The 21,596-nt window shown below is 74.3% G+C and carries 16 protein-coding genes; 7 read left to right on the top strand and 9 right to left on the bottom strand.

The window, feature by feature from the left end; genetic code table 11:
- The first annotated feature begins 3 nt into the window (after window positions 1-3).
- Genes ACIPK3_RS14180 through ACIPK3_RS14170 form a run of 3 tightly spaced genes read left to right on the top strand, consistent with a single transcriptional unit; the run spans window position 4 to window position 3,055 of the window.
- Window positions 4-1,932 (top strand): HAD-IIIC family phosphatase, encoded by a 1,929-nt coding sequence (locus ACIPK3_RS14180; RefSeq protein WP_402569400.1) that lies wholly within the window; start codon window positions 4-6, stop codon window positions 1,930-1,932.
- Window positions 1,929-2,213: an acyl carrier protein gene (locus ACIPK3_RS14175; protein WP_402569398.1), complete on the top strand. Its 285-nt coding sequence runs from the start codon at window positions 1,929-1,931 to the stop codon at window positions 2,211-2,213. The genes ACIPK3_RS14180 and ACIPK3_RS14175 overlap by 4 nt, the downstream gene beginning before the upstream one ends.
- Window positions 2,210-3,055 carry a 4'-phosphopantetheinyl transferase family protein gene (locus ACIPK3_RS14170; protein ID WP_402569396.1) on the top strand — a complete coding sequence of 282 codons (846 nt, stop codon included), beginning with the start codon at window positions 2,210-2,212 and terminating at the stop codon, window positions 3,053-3,055. Before ACIPK3_RS14175 ends, ACIPK3_RS14170 begins: the two co-directional genes overlap by 4 nt.
- A 3-nt stretch (window positions 3,056-3,058) precedes the next feature.
- Here the strand turns inward: ACIPK3_RS14170 and ACIPK3_RS14165 are convergent, their stop codons facing one another.
- Window positions 3,059-4,120, bottom strand: coding sequence for a LuxR C-terminal-related transcriptional regulator (locus ACIPK3_RS14165; RefSeq protein ID WP_402569394.1), 1,062 nt, complete (start codon window positions 4,118-4,120; stop codon window positions 3,059-3,061).
- A gap of 425 nt (window positions 4,121-4,545) precedes the next feature.
- Window positions 4,546-5,253 (bottom strand): 4'-phosphopantetheinyl transferase, encoded by a 708-nt coding sequence (locus tag ACIPK3_RS14160; RefSeq protein ID WP_402569392.1) that lies wholly within the window; start codon window positions 5,251-5,253, stop codon window positions 4,546-4,548.
- Window positions 5,254-5,572: 319 nt separating this feature from the next.
- On the opposite strand from ACIPK3_RS14160, the gene ACIPK3_RS14155 reads away from it, so the two are divergent.
- The 3 genes from ACIPK3_RS14155 (at window position 5,573) to ACIPK3_RS14145 (ending at window position 9,667) form a co-directional block, all read left to right on the top strand.
- Window positions 5,573-6,385, top strand: a complete 813-nt coding sequence (locus tag ACIPK3_RS14155; protein WP_402569448.1) for a metallophosphoesterase family protein — start codon at window positions 5,573-5,575, stop codon at window positions 6,383-6,385.
- 256 nt (window positions 6,386-6,641) lie between these two features.
- Window positions 6,642-9,401: an AAA family ATPase gene (locus ACIPK3_RS14150; RefSeq protein ID WP_402569391.1), complete on the top strand. Its 2,760-nt coding sequence runs from the start codon at window positions 6,642-6,644 to the stop codon at window positions 9,399-9,401.
- 44 nt (window positions 9,402-9,445) lie between these two features.
- A complete protein-coding gene (locus tag ACIPK3_RS14145) occupies window positions 9,446-9,667 on the top strand; it encodes an MbtH family protein (RefSeq protein ID WP_402569389.1) in 222 nt (73 codons plus the stop codon).
- Here the strand turns inward: ACIPK3_RS14145 and ACIPK3_RS14140 are convergent.
- A complete protein-coding gene (locus ACIPK3_RS14140; RefSeq protein ID WP_402569387.1) occupies window positions 9,632-10,534 on the bottom strand; it encodes a hypothetical protein in 903 nt (300 codons plus the stop codon). The genes ACIPK3_RS14145 and ACIPK3_RS14140 overlap by 36 nt on opposite strands.
- Window positions 10,535-10,536: 2 nt before the next feature.
- Entirely contained in the window at window positions 10,537-10,830 is a 294-nt protein-coding gene (locus ACIPK3_RS14135) for a hypothetical protein (RefSeq protein ID WP_402569385.1), read from the bottom strand.
- A 204-nt stretch (window positions 10,831-11,034) separates the two neighbouring features.
- Here ACIPK3_RS14135 and ACIPK3_RS14130 point away from each other — a divergent pair, with 204 nt between their 5' ends.
- Window positions 11,035-11,976, top strand: a complete 942-nt coding sequence (locus ACIPK3_RS14130; RefSeq protein WP_402569383.1) for a polyprenyl synthetase family protein — start codon at window positions 11,035-11,037, stop codon at window positions 11,974-11,976.
- Window positions 11,977-11,979: 3 nt separating this feature from the next.
- Here the strand turns inward: ACIPK3_RS14130 and ACIPK3_RS14125 are convergent, their stop codons facing one another.
- The 5 genes from ACIPK3_RS14125 to ACIPK3_RS14105 form a co-directional block, all read right to left on the bottom strand.
- The gene (locus ACIPK3_RS14125) at window positions 11,980-13,653 is read right to left on the bottom strand and encodes an AMP-binding protein (protein WP_402569382.1); all 1,674 of its coding nucleotides are present in this window, start codon (window positions 13,651-13,653) and stop codon (window positions 11,980-11,982) included.
- Window positions 13,650-15,983 carry an ATP-binding protein gene (locus ACIPK3_RS14120; protein WP_402569380.1) on the bottom strand — a complete coding sequence of 778 codons (2,334 nt, stop codon included), beginning with the start codon at window positions 15,981-15,983 and terminating at the stop codon, window positions 13,650-13,652. The genes ACIPK3_RS14125 and ACIPK3_RS14120 overlap by 4 nt, the downstream gene beginning before the upstream one ends.
- A 117-nt stretch (window positions 15,984-16,100) precedes the next feature.
- Window positions 16,101-18,638 carry a BTAD domain-containing putative transcriptional regulator gene (locus ACIPK3_RS14115; RefSeq protein WP_402569378.1) on the bottom strand — a complete coding sequence of 846 codons (2,538 nt, stop codon included), beginning with the start codon at window positions 18,636-18,638 and terminating at the stop codon, window positions 16,101-16,103.
- A gap of 37 nt (window positions 18,639-18,675) precedes the next feature.
- Window positions 18,676-19,680 (bottom strand): AfsA-related hotdog domain-containing protein, encoded by a 1,005-nt coding sequence (locus ACIPK3_RS14110; RefSeq protein ID WP_402569376.1) that lies wholly within the window; start codon window positions 19,678-19,680, stop codon window positions 18,676-18,678.
- 405 nt (window positions 19,681-20,085) lie between these two features.
- Entirely contained in the window at window positions 20,086-21,522 is a 1,437-nt protein-coding gene (locus ACIPK3_RS14105) for a LuxR C-terminal-related transcriptional regulator (RefSeq protein ID WP_402569374.1), read from the bottom strand.
- Window positions 21,523-21,596 lie beyond the last annotated feature (74 nt).

Raw genomic sequence — 21,596 nt, 5'->3', positions numbered from 1 at the left:
GAGATGGCGGTGCTGACGACGACGCGGGGCGAGCCGCTGCAACGACTGCGGGACCTCGCCGCCCGGGGACGGCTGGAGGAGTGCTACGACGAGACGGTTCCGCTCCTCGCGGAGCTGGCCGACGACCCCGGGGCGCGGCCGGACTGGGCCCGGCGGGCCGGTCGGCTGCTCGCGCGGGCCGACCGGGACGCCGTACTGGCCCGGCACCCGCACCTCACCCGGGTCACCGTGGCGGTCACCGGCCAGTCCACGGCCGCGGACGTCGTCGAGCCGCTCACCGGCGAACTGGCCAGGCACGGACTGCTGCTGAACCCGGTCGTCGGCGACCACGGCGCGTATCTGCGGGACCTCACCGACCCCTCGGGCGTCTTCCACGGCATGACGTGCGACCTCGCGCTCTGTCTCCTGGACGACAGCACGATCTTCGCGGAGGTGCCCGCCGTGTGGCACCCCGACGACGTCGCACGGGCCGCGACGGAGGTGGCGGAGCGCATCGAGGGCCTCGCCCGGCACCGCGCGGTCACCGGCGCGGGCACTCTGGTGCTCAACACCCTTCCCCTGCCCCGCGAGCGCACCCACCAGCTCATCGACCACCGCTCCCGGGCCCGGCTGGGCATGACCTGGCGGGAGTTCAACACTCGGCTGCTGCGACTCGGCGCCGAGCTGCCCGGCGTGGTCGTCATCGACCTCGATCCGCTCGTCGCCGCCTCGGGACCGGTCGCCGACGCCCGCCTCGCGCAGTACGCTGGAGCCAGGATCGGCGCCCCGCTGCTCGACGCCTACGCCCGCGAAGTCGCCCACCTGGCCCGCGCGCTGACCGGACGTACCCGTAAATGCCTGGTCCTCGACCTCGACAACACCCTGTGGGACGGGGTGCTCGGCGACGACGGACACGACGGCATCGCCGCCGCCGGCACCCTGCGGGGCGACGCGTTCGGCGCCTTCCAGCGGGCCGTACGCCAACTCGCCTCCCAGGGCGTGATCCTGGCCGTCAGCAGCAAGAACGAACGCGGCGCAGTCCTCGACGCACTGCGCACCCACCCCGATCTCCTGCTCAGGGAGGGCGATTTCGCCCGTGTGTACGCGGACTGGGAACCCAAGAGCGGGCATCTGACCGCGGTGGCCGCGGCGTTGGGCATCGGGGACGACGCGCTGGTGTTCGCCGACGACTCGCCCGCCGAGCGCGCCGAGGTACGGCACTCGGGCGTACGGGCGGCGGTGGTCCCGCTGGACGAGGAGCCCGCACTGCACCTGCAACGGCTGCTCGTCGACGGCTGGTTCGACACCCTCGCGCTGACCACCGAGGACCGCGTCCGCGCCGCCCACTACCGCGCGGCGGGCTCCCGCGCCGAGCTGCGCGCCGGGGCCGGGTCGCACGCGGACTTCCTGCGCGGCCTCGACGTCCAGGTCGCCCTCTCCGCACCCGAATCCCACGAGTACGAACGGCTCGCCCAACTCACCCAGCGGACGAACCAGTTCAATATGACCGGCCTGCGCCTGACGCCCGCCGAGGTGGCCGCGGCAGCGGCCGATCCCGGCCGGCTGCTGCTGGCGGCGCGCACCGCCGACCGGTTCGGCGCGAACGGCCTGACCGGCGCGCTGCTCGCCACCCGGGACGGGGACGTACTGCGCCTGGACAACGCCTGGCTCAGCTGCCGTGTCCTGGCCCGTGGGGTCGAGCAGACCCTGTTCGCTGCCGTGCTGGCGCACGCCCGCGACACCGGGCACCGCATGGTGCTCGCCGGATTCCGGCCCACCGCGAGGAACGGCCGCGCGGCCGGGCTCTACCCGTCGCTCGGGTTCACCGCCGAGGGCGAGCACGACGGGCTGCTGCTGTTCCGGCACGACCTGCGACGGCTGCCGGCCGTTCCGGAGCATGTGCGGACCACCGGGTCGGCGGCCACCGGTTTCGACGGGAGGGAGCGCCCATGAGCGCGGTCGACACGCTCGACGGGTTTCTCGCACTGCTCAGGGACGAGTTGGGTCTCGATGCAGAAGCGGTGGAGGCGGACCGGAGCCTGGTGGATCTCCCGAGGTGGGACTCGCTGTACTTGCTCCGGGTGGTCACCCTGGTGGAGGAAGAGACGGGCCGGCGGCTGCCGTTGGCCCCGGTACTACAGGCCCGCACGCTCGCCGAGATCCACGCCGTCGTCGTACGGCAGGGGTCCCGGCCTGAGCACGAGCGGCACAGCAGTGTGGAGGCACAGGCATGACCGTCCCCGGCAATTCCACGCTCGGGCCGCCGCTGGGCGCTCCCGTCGAGGTGGGAACCGACGACGCCGCCTGGGACCGCGTCCGCAAGGACCTGAAGTCGGGCGGGACCGCCCTGCTCTACGCCCACCGCTCGGTCCTCCAGCCCCAGTTGCCCGGCGGCGACGAGCTGCGCCGGCTGCTGGGCCGCGACTGGTCGCGCTATCTCGGGCTCGTCCACGCCGAGGTCCGCGACCGGTACGCGGCCTCCCGGGTGCTGCTCAAGTCCGCCGCGGCCGCTGTGCTGCGCGGTGATCCGGACGCGCTGGAGCTGGCGTACGGGCCCACCGGACGGCCGTATCTGCGCGGCTGCGACCAGATCGACATCAGCCTCAGCCACACCGACGACCTGCTGGTGGTGGGACTGACCACCCGGGGGCTGATCGGTGTGGACGCCGAGCGCGCCGACCGGCAGATGTACGGTGGTGGACTCGGGCGGCACGTGTGCACGCCGTACGAGATGGTGACCCTCGCGGCGCTGCCCGAGGAGCAGCGCAACCCGTCCCTGGTGCGGCTGTGGACGCTGAAGGAGGCGTACAGCAAGGCGATCGGGCAGGGCATGCAGTTCCGGTTCACCGAGTTCGGCTTCGGCCCCGACGGCAAGCCGGTGCGGGTGCAGCGGCCCGACGGCAGCGCGGGCACCGGGGACGAGTGGGCCTTCCGGACGTTCCCGCTGTCCAGCGGCTACTGCGTCAGCGCGGCCGTCTACGACGCCGGGTTCGGCCCGCCGGGCGGCACCGACATCACGACCATGCTCGACGCGGACTGCGTGGAGACCATAGAGGAGGCGCTGGGGGAGGGGTGAACGTCAGCCGGGCTCGGTCTCCCGCCCGGGTCCCCGCTGCTCCAGCAGGCCGGACAGCGCCACGTTGTACCCGGCCTGGAAGCGGCTGGTGGCCTCGAGTTCCTCGGTGATCTCGGAGATGTGGCGGCGGCAGGTGCGCACCGACATGCCGAGCCGGCGCGCGACCATCTCGTCCTTGTAGCCCTTCGCCATCAGGCGGAGGATCGACTGCTTGAGGTCGTCGGCGATGGACGGCGCGCGCGAGGTGTCCGGCACGAAGGGTGTGGCGCCGTCCCACAGGTGCTCGAAGACGTTGCAGACGAATCCCACCAGGGTGGGCTCCCGGACCACGATCGCGCCGATGGCCACCGGGCCGTCGGCGTCGTCGGCTCCCGCCCGGAGGCTGGGCGTGGGCAGGAGCACGGTCTCCCGGTCGTAGATCAGGATCCGGTCGATGACCTGGTCGGCGGTGCGCACCTCGACACCGGCCGCCGTCACGTCGCGCACATAGGCGCGGGTGGCGAGGTCGCTGCGCGCGGTGTGCTGGTAGATGACGCGCATCGCCACTCCCCGTTCGCGGATGCCGAGCGCCGACTTGCGGGCCGCCTGGAGGACGTCGCCGGGGCGCGCGCCGCCGGGAGCGACGGAGGCGACCTCGTGCCGGCAGTGGGAGCTGAGGTGGTCGAGCATGGACTGCACGGTGGCGGGGTCGGTGATGGCGTCGAACGCCTCGAGCCGGTTGCGCAGCCGGCGGCCCTCGAAGTAGACGGGCGTCAGCGACATCAGACGGCTGCGGACGTCGGTGACCGCCTGCTGGAGGTCGCGGATCTGGTCCTCGGCGGAGCTGACCAGGTCGGCGGTGGCGACGTCGGGGCCGACCGGCACGAGGACGCTGGGGTTGCCCGGCATTGGCTGGAGCAGCCGTAGCAGGGTCAGCACCTTCTCCGTACGCTCGATCTCGGCCGGGGACAGTGCCAGGCGTACCGCGATGTCGTCGCGGACGAAGCGGCCCAATTCGACGGCCTGCCCGTAGGCGGCAGCGCTGATGTCGTCCAGTTCGGCGAATTCGGAATGGGAATAATTCATTCCGCGCACCTGAATCTCGAGTGACCGAAGCGGAGTTGTTGCCGTGCAGCTTTGAGCCATCGCAGATGGCTTGGGTTTCGCTCGAGAAGTTGGAGATGGTGTTCCCGGCAGCGCGAGGGACCGCTGAGGAGTGCGGGGTTCAAGCGCATGGCGATCCGTCCCGACCGGCACCGGGGCACATCGAACCTGTAGGGGGAAACGTGCACGTTCTGACAAACATGATCAACATCGTTGCTCGTAGTGCAGCTTTGGGTAGTGCTCTTGGTCTGTTGTTTACCGGCGCCGTCCTTCTTGGTCAGCACGGCGACGCGGATCGAACCACGTCGGCACACCAGAGAACCGTCGCGACGGCGGGCGGTCCCATCCACCACGACGACGACCGGTGGCCGTAAACACCCTCAGCGTATCCGCAGGCGCCTCCCCACTCAGACCAGCAGGGGGGCGCCTGCCGCCGTGTGTGCGATCTCCGCGTGCCGTACCGCCGGTACCGCGATGGCGCTGAGGATCACGCCGTCGGCGGCCCGGAACCTACCGGTCAGGACACGGCGCGGCGAACCGGGCGCGGCCGCGGGGTCGTTGAGCAGAGCCGCGCGGAAGGTCCCGTGCTCCGGGTCCACCGTGAGCAGCGCGTCCTCGAACTCCAGGGTGTGCCCGGTGAGCGGGAAGTACGACTTGTAGACCGTCTCCTTCATGGAGAACAGCAGTCGGTCCCAGCGGACTTCGGGGAGTGTGCGCAGCAACCGGGCCACCCACGAGCGCTCCTGGGGCAACGCGATCGACTCCAGGATGCCGTCGGGCAGCGGCTGGTTGGGCTCCGCGTCGATGCCCAGCGCGGCGATGTCCCGGGCGCGGGCCACGACGGCACCCCGGTAGCCCGCGCAGTGCGTGATGGAGCCGACCAGCCCGGGCGCCCAGCGCGGCGCGCCGCGCAGGCCCGGCAGCACCGGGACCGGCTCCTGGCCGAGAGCCGCCATGGCGCGCCGGGCGCACCAGCGGGCCGTGGTGAACTCCAGCCGGCGAGCCTCCACGGCCCGGGCGATCTGGGCCTGTTCGGCCGGGAAGAGGGTGACGTCGGTCCGGTCGACGGTCGTGTCGACCGCCGCGACCTCGGCCGGCAGGAGCGCTTCGATCATGGTCATCACCCTCGTGGGACGGGCCGTTCCCGGGTGGGACGCGGCGATGTCCCCACCGTCGCGCCCGCCCCGGCAGGCCCTCAACGACAGACCGCCCCGGCCGGGCACACCGGCCGTCCGGCGCGTGCGAAAGCGCCTGTTGCCTGCCATGCGTGCTGGGGTGCGGCGTGGGCCTGCCATACGGTTGTCATGGCGCGTCTGCGGTCTGAGCCGGCGGCCTGATCCGGACGGCGGGCCCTGGGGGCCCTTGAGGGGTGCTGAGGGGTACTCGGCCGCGGGACGTGCGGCCTAGGGTCGGCGGATGCCGCACGGAAAGCTGATGGCCATCAGTGACCTGCACGTAGCGTTCGAGGAGAACCGTCGCGTCCTGGAGGGGGTGCGGCCGGACGACCCCGCCGACTGGCTGCTCGTCGCGGGGGACGTGGGGGAGTTGCTCTCCGACGTGGAGTGGGCGCTCGGGGTGCTCAGCGAGCGGTGGGCGCGCGTGGTGTGGGTGCCCGGCAACCACGACCTGTGGACCGCCCCGGAGGATCCGGTACGGCTGCGCGGCGACGCCCGCTACCGCCGCCTCGTGGAGATCTGCCGCAACCTCGGTGTGCACACCCCGGAGGACCCGTACCCGGTCTGGTGCGGGCCGGGCGGACCGGCCGTCGTGGCCCCGCTGTTCCTCCTGTACGACTACACGTTCCGCACCCCCGCGGCCGCCACCCGGCGGCAGGCGCTGGAGCAGGCGTACGCGGCCGGAGTGGTGTGCACCGACGAGTACCTGCTGCACCCGGACCCGTATCCCAGCCGGGACGCCTGGTGCCGGGCCCGGGTCGCCGAGACCGAGCGGCGGCTCGCCCAGTGCGACCCCAGTCTGCCCACCGTCCTGGTGAACCACTTCCCCCTGGTGCGCACCCCCACCGACATCCTGCGTCACCCCGAGTTCGCCCAGTGGTGCGGCACCGAACTGACCGCCGACTGGCATCTGCGCTTCCGCGCCGCCGCCGTTGTCTACGGCCATCTGCACATCCCGCGCACCACGTTCCACGACGGCGTGCGCTTCGAGGAGGTCTCGGTCGGCTATCCGCGCGAGTGGCGCAGACCCGGCCACCCGAGGAACGTGCCGCGGCTGATTCTGCCCGCTTGACGCCGGGCCGGCGGTGCCCGGGGAGAGCCGCGGTCACTTGCTGCCGTGCAGCTTTCGGACACCGGAACAGCCCCACTCGCCTGCGTAGACTGACGCCTTGAAGAGCGGTTGCCCCGCGCGGGAGAAGTCCTTTGCGCCGTCTTGGGGAAGTCATGGGGGCAACTCGAAAAATCCATGGGGGAGTTCCCTGTCGTACTCCTGGAATTCCAGATCGATTTCCGACTTCCATGGCAACGGGGGATGGTGGGCAGCGGCGATGTATATGGACCGGGAAAGTCACATCCGATTGTTGGAAACCGCAGTCCGGGAAGCGGTCGATGGTGCCGCCCGGATCGTGCTCGTGGAGGGCGCGGTGGGCTGCGGAAAGACCGAGTTAATTGAATCCGTAACGGAAATGGCCGAGCGGGCCGAACTGCTCGTGCTGCGCGCCGAGGGCACCAGGGCCGAGCAGGACCTGCCGTACGGCGTCCTCGGCCAGCTGGCCGCCGCTGCCCCCGAGGGCACGCTGGACGTCCTGCCCCAGGCAGCCACCGGCGCCGGACGCGTCGCCGCCCGTCAGGCCTTCGCGGCCGCGGTGGAGCGGCTCGCCGCACACACTCCGGTCGCCCTCTGCGTCGACGACCTCCACCTCGTCGACGAGCCGTCCCGCCACCATCTTCTGCACCTGGCCGGCCGACTCCGCCAGGCGCGGATCCTGCTGGTGCTCGCCGAGTCACTGCACGAGCGGACGGACGACCCGGAACTGGGCACCCACCTGCTGCGCAGACCGGGCTTCGCCCGCGTCCGTCTGGAGCCCCTCACCGCACACGAGGTCGCGGCGGCCCTACAGGGCGCCTCTGCCCCCGCCACCGCCCCGGCCGCGGCCGAGGCGTACGCGCTCAGCGGCGGCAACCCGCTGCTGCTGCGGGCCCTGACCGAGGACGGCGGCCCCGGCCGAGCCTTCGTCCAGGCCTTCCTGGCCTGCCTGCGACGCTCCGGCGGCCGCACCGAGGACATCGCGGCGACCGTCGCCGTGCTCGGCACCCTCGCCACCCCCGCCACCGTCGCCGGGCTCCTCGGCCTTCCCGAGGTCGAGGTACGGGACTGCCTCGGCGCGCTGGGCGCGGCCGGCCTGCTCGACGGCGCCGCCTTCCGGCACCCCGCCGCGCGCACCGCCGTACTCGACCACCTGGACGGCGCCCAGCGCGCCCGACGCCACCTCGAAGCCGCCGAACTCGCCCACGCGCAGGGCCAACCCGCCACCGACGTGGCGGACCAGCTGCTCGCGGCCGGCACCCCGCCGCCGCCCTGGGCCGGACCGGTCCTGCGCGCCGCCGCCGACCGGCTGCTGGCCGACGGAGCGCACCGGCGGGCGCTGGAGTGCCTGGAAGCCGCCCTGACCGGCGCCGAGGACGACGCGGAGAGCGCCGGAGCGCGCACCGCGCTGGCAGCGGCTCGGCTCGCCGTCGACCCCGCCGCCGCCGAACAGGAACTGGCCGGGCCACTCACGGCCGTACGGGCCGGACGGCTGTCCGCCCCCGCCACGGCCCGGCTCGCCCGACTCCTCGTCACCCAGGGCCGGATCGACGAGACGGCCGAAGTGCTCCGCGAACTCGACGTCAACTCCGTCGCGGAGGAGAGGGATTCGTGGGTCGACCCGGGACGTGCGGCCCTGGACGGACTGTCCGCCTTCCCGCACTGGCCGGTCCGCACCCCGTCGCCCGTCACCCTGCCCCGCCAGCGGGAGGCCACCTCCCGCAGAACCGTCCCGTCGGCCCCGACGAGCGCCACGGCCGTGGCGACACAGCCCGCACCCGGCTCACCCGGGCCCGGCTGGGCGGCGGCGTTCTGGGGCGTGCCCGACTGGGAGCGCGCGACGCGCGGCGTGGAGGGTGCCGAGGCACTGCTCCGGCGCACCAGCCTCGCCGAGACCACCCTCGCCCCCGTCCTCCAGGCCCTGCGCGCCCTGCTGCACCTCGACGGGCCACGCCGCGCGCTGCCCTGGACCCAGAGCTTCATGGACGAGGCCGCCCGCCGCGGCGCGCCCGGCTGGCGGGCCGTCCTCGCCCTCACCCGGGCCGAGGCGCTGCTGCGACAGGGTGATCTGCTCGCGGCCGAGGCACTCGCCCTGGAGGCGCGCGCGGCGGTACCCGAGCACGACGACAGCCTCTTCCACAGCTGGGCGGCCGCCACCCTGGCCGCGGCCCGCACCCCGATGGGCCGGCACGACGACGCCGGACGCGAGGTGTGCCGCCCCCAGCCGGACCGCCTCAACCAGAGCCTGCACCTCCTGGCCCATCTGAAGGCCCGCGGCGCCTACTACTTCGCCACCAACCGCTACCAGGCCGCCCTCGCCGACTACCTCGACATCGGGCGGGCCATGCGCCGCTGGGGCATCGACCGGCCCGTGGTCCTGCCCTGGCGCACCCACGCCGCCGAGGCGCTGCTCCAGCTCGGCGAAGTCCGTCAGGCGGCCCGGCTGGTCGCCGACCAGGCGGCATCGCGGGACCTCGCGCACCCCTGGGTGAACGGGCTGACCCTCCGTGCGAAGGCGGCGCTCGCCGAGCCCGCGGAGCGGCCCGCGCTGCTCGCCCGCGCGGTCGACGAACTGCGCCGCTCGGGAGACCGGCTCGAACTCGCCCGTGCCATGGCCGACCTGGGGGAGGCCTTCAAGGAGTACGGGGACCCGGCGCGCGGCAACATGGTCAACCGGCGGGCCTGGCACCTGGCCAAGGAGTGCGGCGCGCAGACGCTGCGCGAGCGGATCCTGCCGGGCCGGGCGGGTGCGGCGGAACCCGCCGACGGCTCGCGGCCGGCCGTCCACGCCGAACTCGACGCGAAACTGAGCGAGTCCGAGAAACGGGTGGCCATGCTCGCCGTGCACGGCCACACCAACCGGGAGATCGCCCTGAAGCTGTACATCACCGTCAGCACGGTCGAGCAGCACCTCACCCGCGTCTACCGGAAGCTCAACATCACCCGCCGCCAGGACCTGCCCGCCGACCTCCCGTTCAGCGAGGCACTGGACCTCGCGTGACACACCGCGTGGCCGACAGCGTGACAGACAGAAGGAGTACGACGATGAGCGGTACGCCGTTCGAGAACCCCGGCGCCGAGTACCTGGCGCTGGTCAACGACGAGGGGCAGTACTCGGTGTGGCCCGCGGCCGCCGAGGTGCCCGCGGGCTGGCGCGTCGACCTGCCGCGCACCTCCCGGCAGGCGGTACTCGACCACATCGACGCCCACTGGACCGACCCCCGGCCCCTCTCACTGCGGGCCGTCGACGGGCAGTCTGGCCAGTGACGCCCTCGCGTACACCGCCTGGCAGCCCGGGACGGTGAACAGCGACTCGCGCAGCGCGGAGGCGGACTCGCTCGTCAACTCCTCGACGGTGTCCGCCGCTTCGTACATCAGCGCGCGCTCAACTTCGAAGTAGTGCAGGTTGAAGGCGTCGACCTGCCGCTGGTACAGCCACCAGCGGTGGCATTCCTCCGGGCTGCCGTGCTCGCGCAGATAGGCGGAGGTCAGCTCCTCCTCCAGACGGTGCGCGAGACGCTCGGAGGCCAGCCGGGCCCGGATGCCGCGGACCGGACGGGCCCGCTCGTACAGGCAGTGGCCCAGTTCGTGGGCGACTCCGGCGAGTGCTCCGACGCTTGGGGCGTCACCGCCGAGGATCACGGCGGAGTGCGGGGGGCCGACGGTCCGGAACGGCGTGCCGGGTTCGGCGAGTGAGGACTCGGCGAGGATGCGCAGCACCCGGTCGCGCCAGGGCCGCAGTTCGGGCAGCCGGGGCAGGATCTCGGCGGCCGGGGCGTGCGTGGGGTGGCTCAGGATCAGGTCGTCGGCCGGCAGCGGCAGGGGCAGTTCGGCCAGGTGCGTGAGCATCGCCCGGCGCAGCGGCAGTACGGCCGTGTAGCGGGGGGCCGCCAGGACCTGCCGTACCTGGCGGTGCGTGACGTCGAACAGGCGCCGCACCCAGGGAAGTCGCCGTAGTTCGGCGAGGCGGGCACGGCGCCCGGCGAGCAGCGCCTCGATCAACTTGCCGGAGCCGAGGACGGCTTCGCGCTGGAGACGCCGGCGGTCGTCGCGATAGGCGGCGACGGCGTGGGGGTCGCCGGCGAGGTCGGGCGGCGGGGCGGGCCGGTGTGCCCCGCCCCGCTGGGGCACCACGGTCAGTTGTTGCTGTTGTTGTTGCTGTTCTCGTCGGCGGCGATCGCCAGGTCCTCCGCGAGGGCGTTGATGTCCGTGGAGGTGATGCTCTGGAGGCGCGGCGCGTCGGAGGCGTCGGCCATCACCGGGTTGTCGGCGTTGATGTGGGCGTTGTTGGCATTGCTGTTGTTGCCGTTGTTGTTGTCGCTGTTGTTCGACAGGGAGTTGTTCGCCGGGGAGTTGTTCACGATGGATCTCCTGAGGACGAGCCGGAAGCCGGGGCGGTGCCCGGTCTGCGTGTCGAGCAGCACCTCCATGTACGGCCATCGCGCTAAAGCCGTGGATGCGCTGTGGCAGGCGCATGGCAAGGTCGCGCGGAGCGCCCGGTGGGCATGGCAGGGAACCGCCAGGGCGGACGTGGGCCGCCCGGCCAAGGCGTGACAGGCCGGTCCCCCCGCGTTGTGCCCGGGTGGCGTGTGCCGCAGGGTCGGTGGCAATCCGCAGTCCGGCAGGAGGCCATCATGATCACGGATCAGGACCGCACGACACCGGCTCCGGCACGGCAGCGCGAGGAGATGCTGGACCTGGTCGAGGCCAGACTGCGCGCCCTGCTCAACGACGAGTACCGGCGTCACTCCGCGCACGCGCGCGCCGCCGTCCTGGTCGAGTCGCTGGCCGAGCTGGTCGCCGCGGGCGGCGAACGGGTGCGTCCCGTCGTGCTGTTCACCGGTTACCTCGCGGCGGGCGGCGCCACGGACGACCCGCGTGCCGTGGACACGGCCGCCGCACTCGAACTCCTGGACACCGCGACGCTGCTGCGCTCCGACGTGCACGACAACACGGCCGTACGCCGCGGCATGCCGGCCCTGCACGTGACCCGCGCGGCCGAGCACGAACGCGGCGGCTGGGGCGGCGACGCACACCGGTACGGCGCCTACACGGCCACGCTCGCCGGTGACCTCGCCCTCGCCTGCGCCGACCGGCTGGCCGCGGGGCTGACCGGAGCCGCGCGGGCACACTGGGACGAACTGCGCGCGGACCGCTGCGTCGGCATGTACGCACGCGAGGCGATGACCGCCGCGTACCTGGACGACCCCTGGCCCGGCCGCTGCGTCTCCGGCTGCGACAACGGCTGCCGGGCGGGCTGGTACGCCCTGCGCGCCCCGCTGCTCATCGGCGCCGCGCTGGCCGCCCGCGACGACCTGACCCCCGCCTACGAGACCTACGGCGACGCCCTGCACGCGGCCTGGCGGCTGCGGGGCTTCCTCGACGGCGGCCCCGAGTACGCCTGGGACGCCGACCTGCTGCGCGAGGCCCTGCTCGACGGCGACGAGCGGGACGTGGCCGAGCGCATGATCCGCGAACTCGTCGACCGGGCCGGCCGCACGGCGACCGAGGCTCCGCTGTCCACGGCCTGGCGCGCGGAACTCACGTCGTTCGGTATGCGGGTCGCCTCGGCGTGACGGTCAGGGTGCCGCTTCCGGCCCGGTGCGCGGCGATCCCGGGCGCAGGCGGGTGAGCCAGGCGCGCAGCGGCTCCTTGCGGAGGTGGCCGCTGTCGTCCCGGGGGAGGGACCCGACGAGTTCCAGGCGGGTGGGCAGGAACGCCTCCGTCAGCCCGCGCCGGGTCAGGTGGTCACGCAGTTCCACCAGGCCGGGCGGCTCCGCCTGGAGCGCGGGGACGACGACGGCGCACGGCATCTCGCCGTAGGTGGCGTCGGTGTACTCCACCACGGCCGCCTCCCGCACCCGCGGATGCGCGCGCAGCCCTTCCTCCAGCTCGTCGACCGGTACGACGAACAGGCCGCCGGTCCGTTCGTCCGCCCGCCGCACCACCGTGACCTCGCCGGGCGGTCCCGGTACGGCGGCGTCGCCGGTGTCCAGCCAGCCGTCCCGGGTCGCCCAGGCCGCCTCCACGACGGCCCCGTGCCGCCAGGCGGCCAGGGCCACCGACGGGCCGCGCACACGCAGCCGGCCCTCCGCCACCGTCACCTCCAGCCCGGGCAGCGGCCGCTCCGCCGACCCGTGGGACAGCGCACCCAGCCCCGACTCCGGCGCACCCCACACATTGCGCACCCGGGCCCCGAGCTCCTCCCGCAGCTCGGCGAGGAGGGCCTCCGGCGTGCCGACCCGGCCGCCGGTGAGGGCCAGCCGCAGTTCGGGCAGGTCACGCGGCTCCCGCCGCCGTGCGGCGAGCAGTTCGGCCCACTGCGCGGGCGTGGCGTAGACCTGCTCGGCGCCGGTGGACCCGGCGAGTTCGAGGAACACGCGCGGATCCCACACGTCCTGGAAGACGCCCGTGCCACCGGCCGCCAGCGGCCAGCACACCGAGTGCAGCAGCGCGGCGAGGGAGGTGAGCGGCAGCGGGGAGGCGAAGACGCCCGTCCCGGCCGTCGTGGCGTCGGCGCGCTGCGCCGCGAGACCCGCGTACAGCGTGTTGCCGGTGTGCAGGACCGTGCCGTGGTCCTCACCCATGCCCATCACGGTCAGCAGCAGCGCCGGACGGTCCGGGGACGCCAGGGAAAGCGGCAACTCAAGTGCGAACGGGCCACGTTCGTGGGCGGTGCGCAAGAAGTACGTGCCGAAGTCCACGGCACCCGGCGCCGCCGTGTCACCGACGGCCACCCGGCGCCGAAGCCACGGCAGCCGGTGCGCGACCTCGGCCAGCACCTCGGCGTTCGCGTACTCCTCCCAGCGGTCCGGCACCACACACACCCGGGCCCGCGTGACGCCGAGAATCCGCTCCAGGTCGGGCCCGCGCACCCCCGGCAGCACCGGCACCACCACGGCGCCGATCCGCCAGCAGGCCAGCACGAGGGCCGCCGTCTCCCACCAGTTGGGCAGCTGCACGGCCACCGGATCGCCCTCGGCCACCCCGAGCGAGCGCAACCCCGCCGCGAACCGGTCCATGTACCGGGCCAGTCGGGCGTACGACACGGTCACCGTGCGACGGCCCTCGGGGCGTCCGGCACGGTGACCGACGAAGGCGGGGCGGTCGGGGTGCGCGGCGGCGGTGCGCAGTACATCGTGGACGAACCCCTCGGCACGCCACAGCCCCACCGCCCGCCAGCCGTCCGCGACCTCGCGCGGCACGCTCGCCCCGTCCGGCAGCGGACCCGGTGGCGGTGAGCTTCCCGTCATGTCCACCGGCCCACCGACCACGCCACCTGGAGCCGGGACGTGCACCCGAGCCTGCGCATGATCTGACGCAGGTGGTTGACGACCGTCCACTCCGATATGTCCAGCCGAGAGGCAATCTGACGATTCGTCATCCCCTCCGCCACGAGCATCGCCACCTGCACCTGGCGGGGGGTCAGCGGCTGAGCCTCCGGAGTGGGGGCCGCCGGACGCGTGTCCGGGCCGGGTGCGGCCAGCGCCTCTTCCAGGGCGGTCGCGGCCGGCATCCGGGCACCCTCGGCCCAGGCCGCCGCGAAGCCGGCGGCGTGCAGCCGCGACCGCAGCGAGTCGAGAGCCTCGTCCACGGCCGCCCGCCGGGCCGGTGCCGCGCTGCTGCCCACCTGTCGGCGCAGCACCGCGCACGCCGCGAGCACACGCGTCGTCCGAGGGCCCGCCGAGGGATCGGCGTGCAGCCACAGCAGGGCCAGCTCCTCCAGCACGTCCGGCAGCTCGGTACGTTCACCGAGCGACGCGTACAGCTCCAGGCTCTCCCGCAGCGCGCGTGCCGCGCCCTCGGTGTCGTCACGTTCCACGGCGGCGGCAGCCGACTCGCGCAGCGCCCCCGCGAGACCGCGCGCGTCCGCCACCCGGCGGTGCGCGTCGACCCCCTTGTCCAGCAGACCGTGCGCCCTGCGGGTGTCGCCCTGCGCGCGCAGCGCCGCGGCCAGCGCGACCGTCGCGTCCGCCGCCGCGGCGGCCGCGCCCAGCGACTCCAGCGCGGACACCGCCGGCCCGAGGGCGGCGACCGCGCCCGCCGGGTCGCCGAACCGCAGCAGCGCCAGCCCCATGCGCGCCGACACCAGCGCCGTCTGCCGCCGGTCACCGAGCCGCTTGCACAGGGCGAGCGCCCGGCGGTGACGGCGTACGGCGAGATCTGCGTCGCCCAGCGCCAGGGTGAACGTCGCCGACAGGTCCACCAGCCGGGCGCGCATCGGCTCGGCCGGCGCGGCCCGGGGCGACGGCGTGTCCGGCCCGGCGGCCGACTCGTCGTCCTGCCCCGCCAGGTCGCACCATTCCACCCCCTCCCGCAGCCTGCCCTGCACCAGCCAGGGCAGGCGCAGCGCCAGCACCGTCGACGCGAGGTCCTCGACCGCGCCGCACCGCCGCAGCCGGCGCAGCGCGGCCACGATGTTGGGCTGCTCGGCGGCCAGCACCCGCAGCCAGTGCCCCTGGCGGGGCCCGGTGAGCCGCGGCTCCACGCTGCCCACGAGGTGCCGGTACGCGGCCGCGTGCCGGTCCAGGGCCGTGTCGAGCAGTCCGTCGGCGGCGAGTTCCTCGGTCATGTGGGAGCGGACCGGTTCGGGCACCGCGAACCGCGGCTCGCCCTGCTCCTGTTCGAGGGCCACTACCAGGCTCCGGTCGAGCAGCGAGTCGAGCACCGAGTCGCTCTCGGTGCTCGGCAGGGGCGAGACCCGCTCCAGCATCGGCATCCCGAACCCCGGCTCGAATATCGCGAGTTGCCCCAACAGCGTCAGCTCGCCCCGGCTCAGACCCGCGACCGAGGACTCCGCGAGCGCCGCGAGCGAGCGGTGCCGGGCGGGCGCGTGCGCGGGGCCGCCGGAGAGCGCGGTGAGCGCACCGCCCCGGTGCCGCACCCGGGCGAGCAGCACCTGCGGTGTGAACAGCCGCAGCCGGGCCGCCGCCAACTCCAGCGCAAGCGGCAGGCCTTCCAGCAGCCGGCACAGGGCGGCGACCGCTTCCGCGTTCTCCTCGGTGAGCGCGAAGCCGGGCACCGCGTCACGGGCCGCGCGGGTGAACAGCGCGACCGACGCGTTGCCCGCGAGCTCCTCCGGATCCTCGGCACCGGACGGCGGAACCGGCAGCCGGCCCACCGGAAGCAGCCGCTCGCCCACGATCCGCACCGGTTCGCGCGAGGTGGCCAGCGCGGTCAGTCTGCCGGCCGGAGCGAGGAGCTCACCGAGCACGGTGGTGAACGGCTCGCCGTGATGGTCGCAGCCGTCGAGAACCAGCAGACCGTCCGCGTCACCGGGCACCCGGCGCAGTTCGGCTGCCAGACGCAGCACCACGGCCGCGGCCTCGTCGGCGGACGCGGCGGGCCCAAGGTCCGCTGTACGCACGCCACGGAACTGGCCGGGTGCGGCCTCGAACGCCCCGGCCAGCGCGCTCTTTCCGACACCTCCGGGCCCGATGAGCGTCACCAGCCGGGCCTCCGGATCGGACAACCTGCCGTTCAGGACGACGAGTTCGGTGTCCCTGCCGACCAGGGCGCGCCCGGTCCCCATCGGTGCCGGGCGCAGCCCACGAACGCTCGGGGCCTGCTGTGTGACGGTCATGGCTTCCCCCTTGGGACGGCTGGCAGAACAGTCTCCGGAGCGGGCAAAGCGCGGCTTAAACAGCGTGGCTTGAACGCAGCGCCGTGTGCACGGGCCCCTGGTCCCCGCCAAGTCGGCCTACGCCGCCTCCCGCAGCCGCCACACCCCGGGACGCACCTCGACCGCCGGATCGGACTCCCCGGTGCCGCCCAGCCTGCGCAGGCAGCGCCGCGCGTAGGCCTCAAGACGACGGTCGCGCAGGGCCGCCGCCAGCTCGCGGCAGGCCGTGAACCGGGCGGTCGCGGTCGCCTCGTCGCCCTGGTCGAGGGCGAGCAGCGCCCCGGCCCGCAGGGCGTCGAAGCGCGCCGCCGAGTGCTCGGGCAGCGCACCGAGCGCCGAGTCCAGCAACGCGCCCGCCTCGTCGAACGCCCCCGCGTCGAGCCGTACATCCACCAGACCCACCAGGGCACGCCCGTGCTCCTGGCCGTCGGCACAGCCCCGGGCGGCCCGCACGGCAGCCTCGTACAGCTCCTCGCACCGCGCCAACTCACGCTGCTGCCAGGCGAGATCACCCAGCGAGCGCAGCATCCGCGCCTCACCGCCCCGGTCCCGCGCCCGACGTGCCGCGTCCAGGCCGAGCGTGTGCGCGGTCCGCCAGTGGTGCCACGCGGCCTGCGACTCCAGCCCGCCGGACAGGGCATCGGCCAGCCCCAGCGCCGCCGGCCACGCGCCGCGCGCGTGCGCCGTGCGCAGTACGTCGACCAGGACCGCCAGCCCAGGAGCCGCGTCGGCCGGGCGGACGGCGGCGGTCAGAGCGCCCGCGTAGGCCGCGGCGAGACGGCCCGCCGCGTCCCGCGCCGAGTCCTCCGGCTCGTGCCGGGCGAGCAACTCGGCGGCCAGCAGCCGCAGCAGCGGATGGAACCGGTACCGGCCCGTCTCGTCGGCCTCCAGCAGACGCGCGTCGACCAGCCCCTCGATCATGCGGCCGGCTGCCTCCGTGCCGAGCCCCAGCACCGCGGCCGCCGGGCCTGGCGCGAACGGCCCGTCCGGCAGCAGGGCGAGCAGCCGGAACGCCCGCCGCTGCTCGGCGGTCGCCATCGCACAGCACGTCAACAGCACGTCCCGCACATCCAGTTCACCGACCCGTAAGGCGTCCAGCCGGTCCCGGGCGTTCCGCAGCCGGTCGGCGAGCGTGTGCGCGGTCCAGTGCGGGCGGGCGGCCAGCTGCGCCGCCGCGCTGCGCAACGCCAGCGGCAGGCCGCCGCACAGACCGGCCACCTCAAGGAGTGCCGCCCGCTCGTCGACCCCGGCCCCGGCCTTGGCCCCGGGCGCGCGGCCACCGGCGCTCGTGCCGGACGCCGCCGTCAGCAACGTGCGGGCCGCCTCCGGAGGCAGCGGCGCCAGCGACACCGTACGGACCGAGCCGAGCGAGGCGGGCGTACGGCGCATGGTGAGCAGCGCCCGGCACCCCGCACCGGCCGGCAGCAGCGGGCGCACCTGCGCCTCGGAACCCGCGTGGTCCAGGACGAGCAGTACCCGCCGGTCCGCCAGATACGTGTGCAGGGTGTCCCGCAGATCCTCCGCCGCCTCGGGCAGCGAGCCCGTCTCGCCCGCCCGCCGCAGCAGCCGTACCAGCGCCTGCGCGGCCGTGAGCGGGCGGCCGGGCTCCGGCTCCAGGTCCACGAAGAGCCGCCCGTCCGGGAAGGCGTCCGCGCACCGATGCGCGGCCTCGACCGCCAGAGCGGTCTTGCCCACCCCCGGCATCCCGGCCACCGCGACACACGCACCGGCCGGGGACGCGGTCAACAGGTGCACCACCCGGGCGAGTTCGTCCTCGCGGCCGGTGAACGCCGGATCGGCGGCGGGCAGCGCGACCGGACGTCCGCGCGACTGCGTCACCGTGACCGCACCGGGCGGCGCCGCCTCGGCGACCAGCAGGTCCGCGTCGCCCTCCAGGATCCGCCGGTGCAGCCGTTGCAGCGCCGGTCCCGGCTCGATCGCCAGCTCGTCCACCAGCGTCTGCCGCAGCCGGCCGAACGCGCGCAGCGCCTCCGCCTGCCGTCCCGCACGAAACAGCGCCATCATCAGATGACCGTGGAACTCCTCGCGCAGCGGATGCCGTGCCGTCACCGCCTGCAACTCGGCGACCAGCTCACGGTGCCGGCCCAGCTCCAGATCCGCGCGGATCCGCTGCTCCAGCGCGGCGACCCCGGCCTCCTCCAGCCGTACCGCCGCCGCGTCCAGCGCGGGTCCGTGCGGGGTGTCCGACAGCAACGGGCCGCGCCACAGCCCGATCGCCTGCCGCTGCACCGCCGACGCCCGCGCGAAGTCACCGGACTCCAGTGCCCGCCGTCCGCTCGCGTGCAGCGACTCGAACCGGGTCAGGTCCAGGTCCTCCGGATCCACCCGCAGCACATAGCCGGGCTGCCGGGTCACCAGTGCCTCCCGGCCGAACCCGTCCCCGGCGGCGTTGAGTTGCTTGCGCAGCTGTGAGATGTACACCTGGAGCGTCGTCGTCGCGGTCCGCGGCGGGTCGTCCTGCCACAACTCGTCGGTCAGCGCCTCCACGGACACCACCTCGCCGCCGCGCACCAGCAACAGGCCCAGCACGACCCGCAGTTTCGCGGCCCGGGGCGTGTACGGGACATCGGGGCCCGCGCTGCCCTCGACCTCCATCGGACCGAGGATCCGGAACCTCATCACGACGCCCGCGTCACAGATCCTGCACGACACTCGTGCGGGCCTCGGCCACCGCGCGCCGGTGCTGCGTCACCGTCAGCGTCACCGGCACCGACGGACGGCCCTCGGAGTCCCGTTCCAGCGGACCCGGCACCGCGACACAGCGCAGCGGCAGCCCCGCCTGCGCATAGCCGCGGAAGTGCACGTCCCAGCCGGCGACCACGGCCCGGTCGGCGTCCACCCCGCTGGCCCGGCCGGCCGCGAGGACCGACGTCTGGCGCAGCGCCTCCAGCAGCAGCAGACCCGAGACCTGGCCGTCCGCGGACGGCGCGAACACCGGATTGTCCCCACGGGTGAGAACCCAGGTCGTCAGCCGCCCGTGCGCCGACACGCTCGGCTCGCACACCACCACGTTGCCCGGCGCCCGGCGGCCGATCTCGGCCGGGTCCACCGGCCAGCCCGCGCCGTCCGGCACGTCGTCCAGCTCGGGTGCCGCGCGCAGCGCGCGCCGACTGTGCTCGATGTGGTTGCGGTGCAGCGCCGGCGTCAGAAAGACCAGCCCGGCGGTGCCGGTGCAGCACGCCACGTCGTCGACGCGCACCTCGACACCGAACGTCAGCCCGCGCGGCACCCCGCCGATCACGTGGTCGGGACGCGCGGTCAGATGCGTCGTCATCCGGGGCGGCACGGAGTATCCCGCGTCACCCGCGCGCCAGGCCCGCAGATCCGTCACCGACAGCGCGAACCGGTAGAACAGGCCCGGCCGTTCACGCGGCACACCGAAGTACCGGTGCCCCACGAACTCGCCGACCTCGCGCACCTCCTCCGCGACCGCCTGCGCGTCGTGGAAGAGACCGGGCCCGTCGTTGAACAGCGGATGCCCGGTCGGCGTCGAACCGGTCAGGACGAAGTTCTCCTCGCCGCTGCTCGGCGCGTCGAGAAGGTAGTGCTCCCAGGATGTCGGGCAGTGGATCAAATGGCGGGTCGCGTACCTCGGTCCGGCTACGGCGCCCGCCGTGCTCGTCGTGTCGACAGTCATGGTCTCTCCTCGGCGCGATGGGAGCTCTCCCGGCTCGCAGAGCATGGGAAGGGCCCGGTCTGCGGCGCGCGCTGTCCCCGTGACCGCCTCACGGGCGGCCCACGCACACCAGGGTGCGGAGTACGGTCCGCCGGACGCCAGCCGGGGACGTTGGCAGCAAGTTGCACGGCAACTAGTTGGGTGCGGGGACCAGGCGGTCGGGCACCCGGCCCAGGCCGGTCGGGCACGGGAATTGTCCGGTCGGACACCTGACTTGCCTGGTCGGGCGTGGTGTCCGGTGCTCGGGCCACCCGCGCTTTAGCCCCGCTCAGGCGGTCGGCGGCACAGTGGCCACGATGGCGCGGTCGCACCCGACCACCCCCCGTCACAGCGTGCCCGCGCCGGCCGCCCGCTCCGTCCGGGAAGTCATCCCCCGCCTTCCCGGACGGGGCTCGCGGACACCCCCACCCAGTGCGCGACCTGCGCCCGTGAGGTGATCCCGAGCTTCTTGAACATACGGCTGAGATGCGTCTCGACGGTCTTCGGGCTCAACTGGAGCCGCGCCGCGATCTGCTGGTTCGTACATCCCTCGCTCACCAGCACCGCCACCTGCGCCTCGCGCCCGCTCAGCGCCTTCCGGCCGCCGCCCCCGGAAGCGTTCGTCATGTACGCCCTGTACGGCACGTCGGTCCCGTACGGCACGTCGGTCCCGTACGGCACGTCGGTCCCGTACGGCACGTCGGCTCCGTTCGGCACGTCGGCTCCGGACCCGGCGGTGGTGCCGGACCTGGCGATGGTCCCGGACCCGGTCGTGGTGCCGGACCGCTCGTGCTGCCGTACCAGCCGAATCTCCCGCAGCCGACCGGCCGCCCGGTCCCGCCACACCCCGCCCAGGGGACGCGCCGCCCGCACAGCGGCCTCCGCCGCCTCCAGCGCCGTGTCCGTGTCGTGTGCCGCGAGCCGCACCCGCGCCCGGCACAGGGCCGCGTCCACACCCAGCGGCACCCCGCCCGAGCGGCGCGCCGACTCGGCAGCCCGCTCCGCCCACCGGCCCGCCCCCGTCACGTCCTCCGCGGCCAGCCGGGCGCGGGCGAGGCCCAGCTCCAGCCGGCCCGCCACATGTCCCTGCCCCGACTCACGCGCCCGGACCAGCGCCTCGCCGAGCCGCCGTTCCGCGTCATTCCTCCGCCCCGTGTGGAACAGGGCGTCGGCCAGCCGGTGCACGGCGTCGAGCCCGCGCAGCAGCGCGTCCTCCCCGAGCCCGTCGAGCGCCCGCGCGGCGGCGTCGGCGGCGTCCAGGGCCGCCCCGAATCGTCCGGCGGCGGCCAGCGCGGCAGCGAGCAGACAGCGGGCGTGTGCGGCGTCCATCGCGACCCGCTCCGCGCCGTACCCTGGCCCCCCTGGCTCCTCGGCAGCCGGATGGTCCACGCCGGGGAGACCGTGCAGGGCCTTCTCCGCCCACTGCTGTGCCGTACGGCCCAGCACCGGCTCGCCCCGGTCGAGCGCGAGCGCGGCGCACTCCAGGGCCGACGCCGTGACGGTCCACGGGCATCCCGCCACGGCCGAGCGCTCCAGGCACCGCTCCGCCTGCTCCCAGCGCCCCAGCAGCCGCAGCGCCTCCGCCCTGACCGGCGCCTCCCGCTCCGTCCAGGACACGGACCCGTACACCCGCAGCGCCGTTTCCGGCTGCCCGGCCAGCACCAGGGCACGCGCGCGCAGCAACTGCGCCCCGATGTCCCCGGGCGGCAGCAGCCGCAGCAACGACGCGGCCGCGGCGGCCTCCCGGTGCAGCCCGTCCGCCGCGACACCGAGCAACTCGGCGCCCACCCGCGCTCCGGACTCCCGGTCCTCGTCGACACACATCCGTGTCCCGCCTCCCCCTCGGTTCCCCCCGACCATCTCCCGGCCGGACACTCCACTCCAAGCAGGCTGCTGTG

The sequence above is a fragment of the Streptomyces sp. NPDC086787 genome (assembly GCF_044745865.1).
Lineage (GTDB): Bacteria > Actinomycetota > Actinomycetes > Streptomycetales > Streptomycetaceae > Streptomyces.
The sequence above is the reverse complement of the archived record's forward strand: the minus strand, read 5'-3'. Positions and strand labels throughout refer to the sequence as shown.

Coding starts and splice junctions, on each gene's coding strand:
- ACIPK3_RS14180 (WP_402569400.1), top strand. CDS start 4: ATGGCGGTGCTGACGACGACGCGGGGCGAGCCGCTGCAACGACTGCGG.
- ACIPK3_RS14175 (WP_402569398.1), top strand. CDS start 1,929: ATGAGCGCGGTCGACACGCTCGACGGGTTTCTCGCACTGCTCAGGGAC.
- ACIPK3_RS14170 (WP_402569396.1), top strand. CDS start 2,210: ATGACCGTCCCCGGCAATTCCACGCTCGGGCCGCCGCTGGGCGCTCCC.
- ACIPK3_RS14165 (WP_402569394.1), bottom strand. CDS start 4,120: ATGAATTATTCCCATTCCGAATTCGCCGAACTGGACGACATCAGCGCT.
- ACIPK3_RS14160 (WP_402569392.1), bottom strand. CDS start 5,253: ATGATCGAAGCGCTCCTGCCGGCCGAGGTCGCGGCGGTCGACACGACC.
- ACIPK3_RS14155 (WP_402569448.1), top strand. CDS start 5,573: ATGGCCATCAGTGACCTGCACGTAGCGTTCGAGGAGAACCGTCGCGTC.
- ACIPK3_RS14150 (WP_402569391.1), top strand. CDS start 6,642: ATGTATATGGACCGGGAAAGTCACATCCGATTGTTGGAAACCGCAGTC.
- ACIPK3_RS14145 (WP_402569389.1), top strand. CDS start 9,446: ATGAGCGGTACGCCGTTCGAGAACCCCGGCGCCGAGTACCTGGCGCTG.
- ACIPK3_RS14135 (WP_402569385.1), bottom strand. CDS start 10,830: ATGGAGGTGCTGCTCGACACGCAGACCGGGCACCGCCCCGGCTTCCGG.
- ACIPK3_RS14130 (WP_402569383.1), top strand. CDS start 11,035: ATGATCACGGATCAGGACCGCACGACACCGGCTCCGGCACGGCAGCGC.
- ACIPK3_RS14125 (WP_402569382.1), bottom strand. CDS start 13,653: ATGACGGGAAGCTCACCGCCACCGGGTCCGCTGCCGGACGGGGCGAGC.
- ACIPK3_RS14120 (WP_402569380.1), bottom strand. CDS start 15,983: ATGACCGTCACACAGCAGGCCCCGAGCGTTCGTGGGCTGCGCCCGGCA.
- ACIPK3_RS14115 (WP_402569378.1), bottom strand. CDS start 18,638: ATGGAGGTCGAGGGCAGCGCGGGCCCCGATGTCCCGTACACGCCCCGG.
- ACIPK3_RS14110 (WP_402569376.1), bottom strand. CDS start 19,680: ATGACTGTCGACACGACGAGCACGGCGGGCGCCGTAGCCGGACCGAGG.
- ACIPK3_RS14105 (WP_402569374.1), bottom strand. CDS start 21,522: ATGTGTGTCGACGAGGACCGGGAGTCCGGAGCGCGGGTGGGCGCCGAG.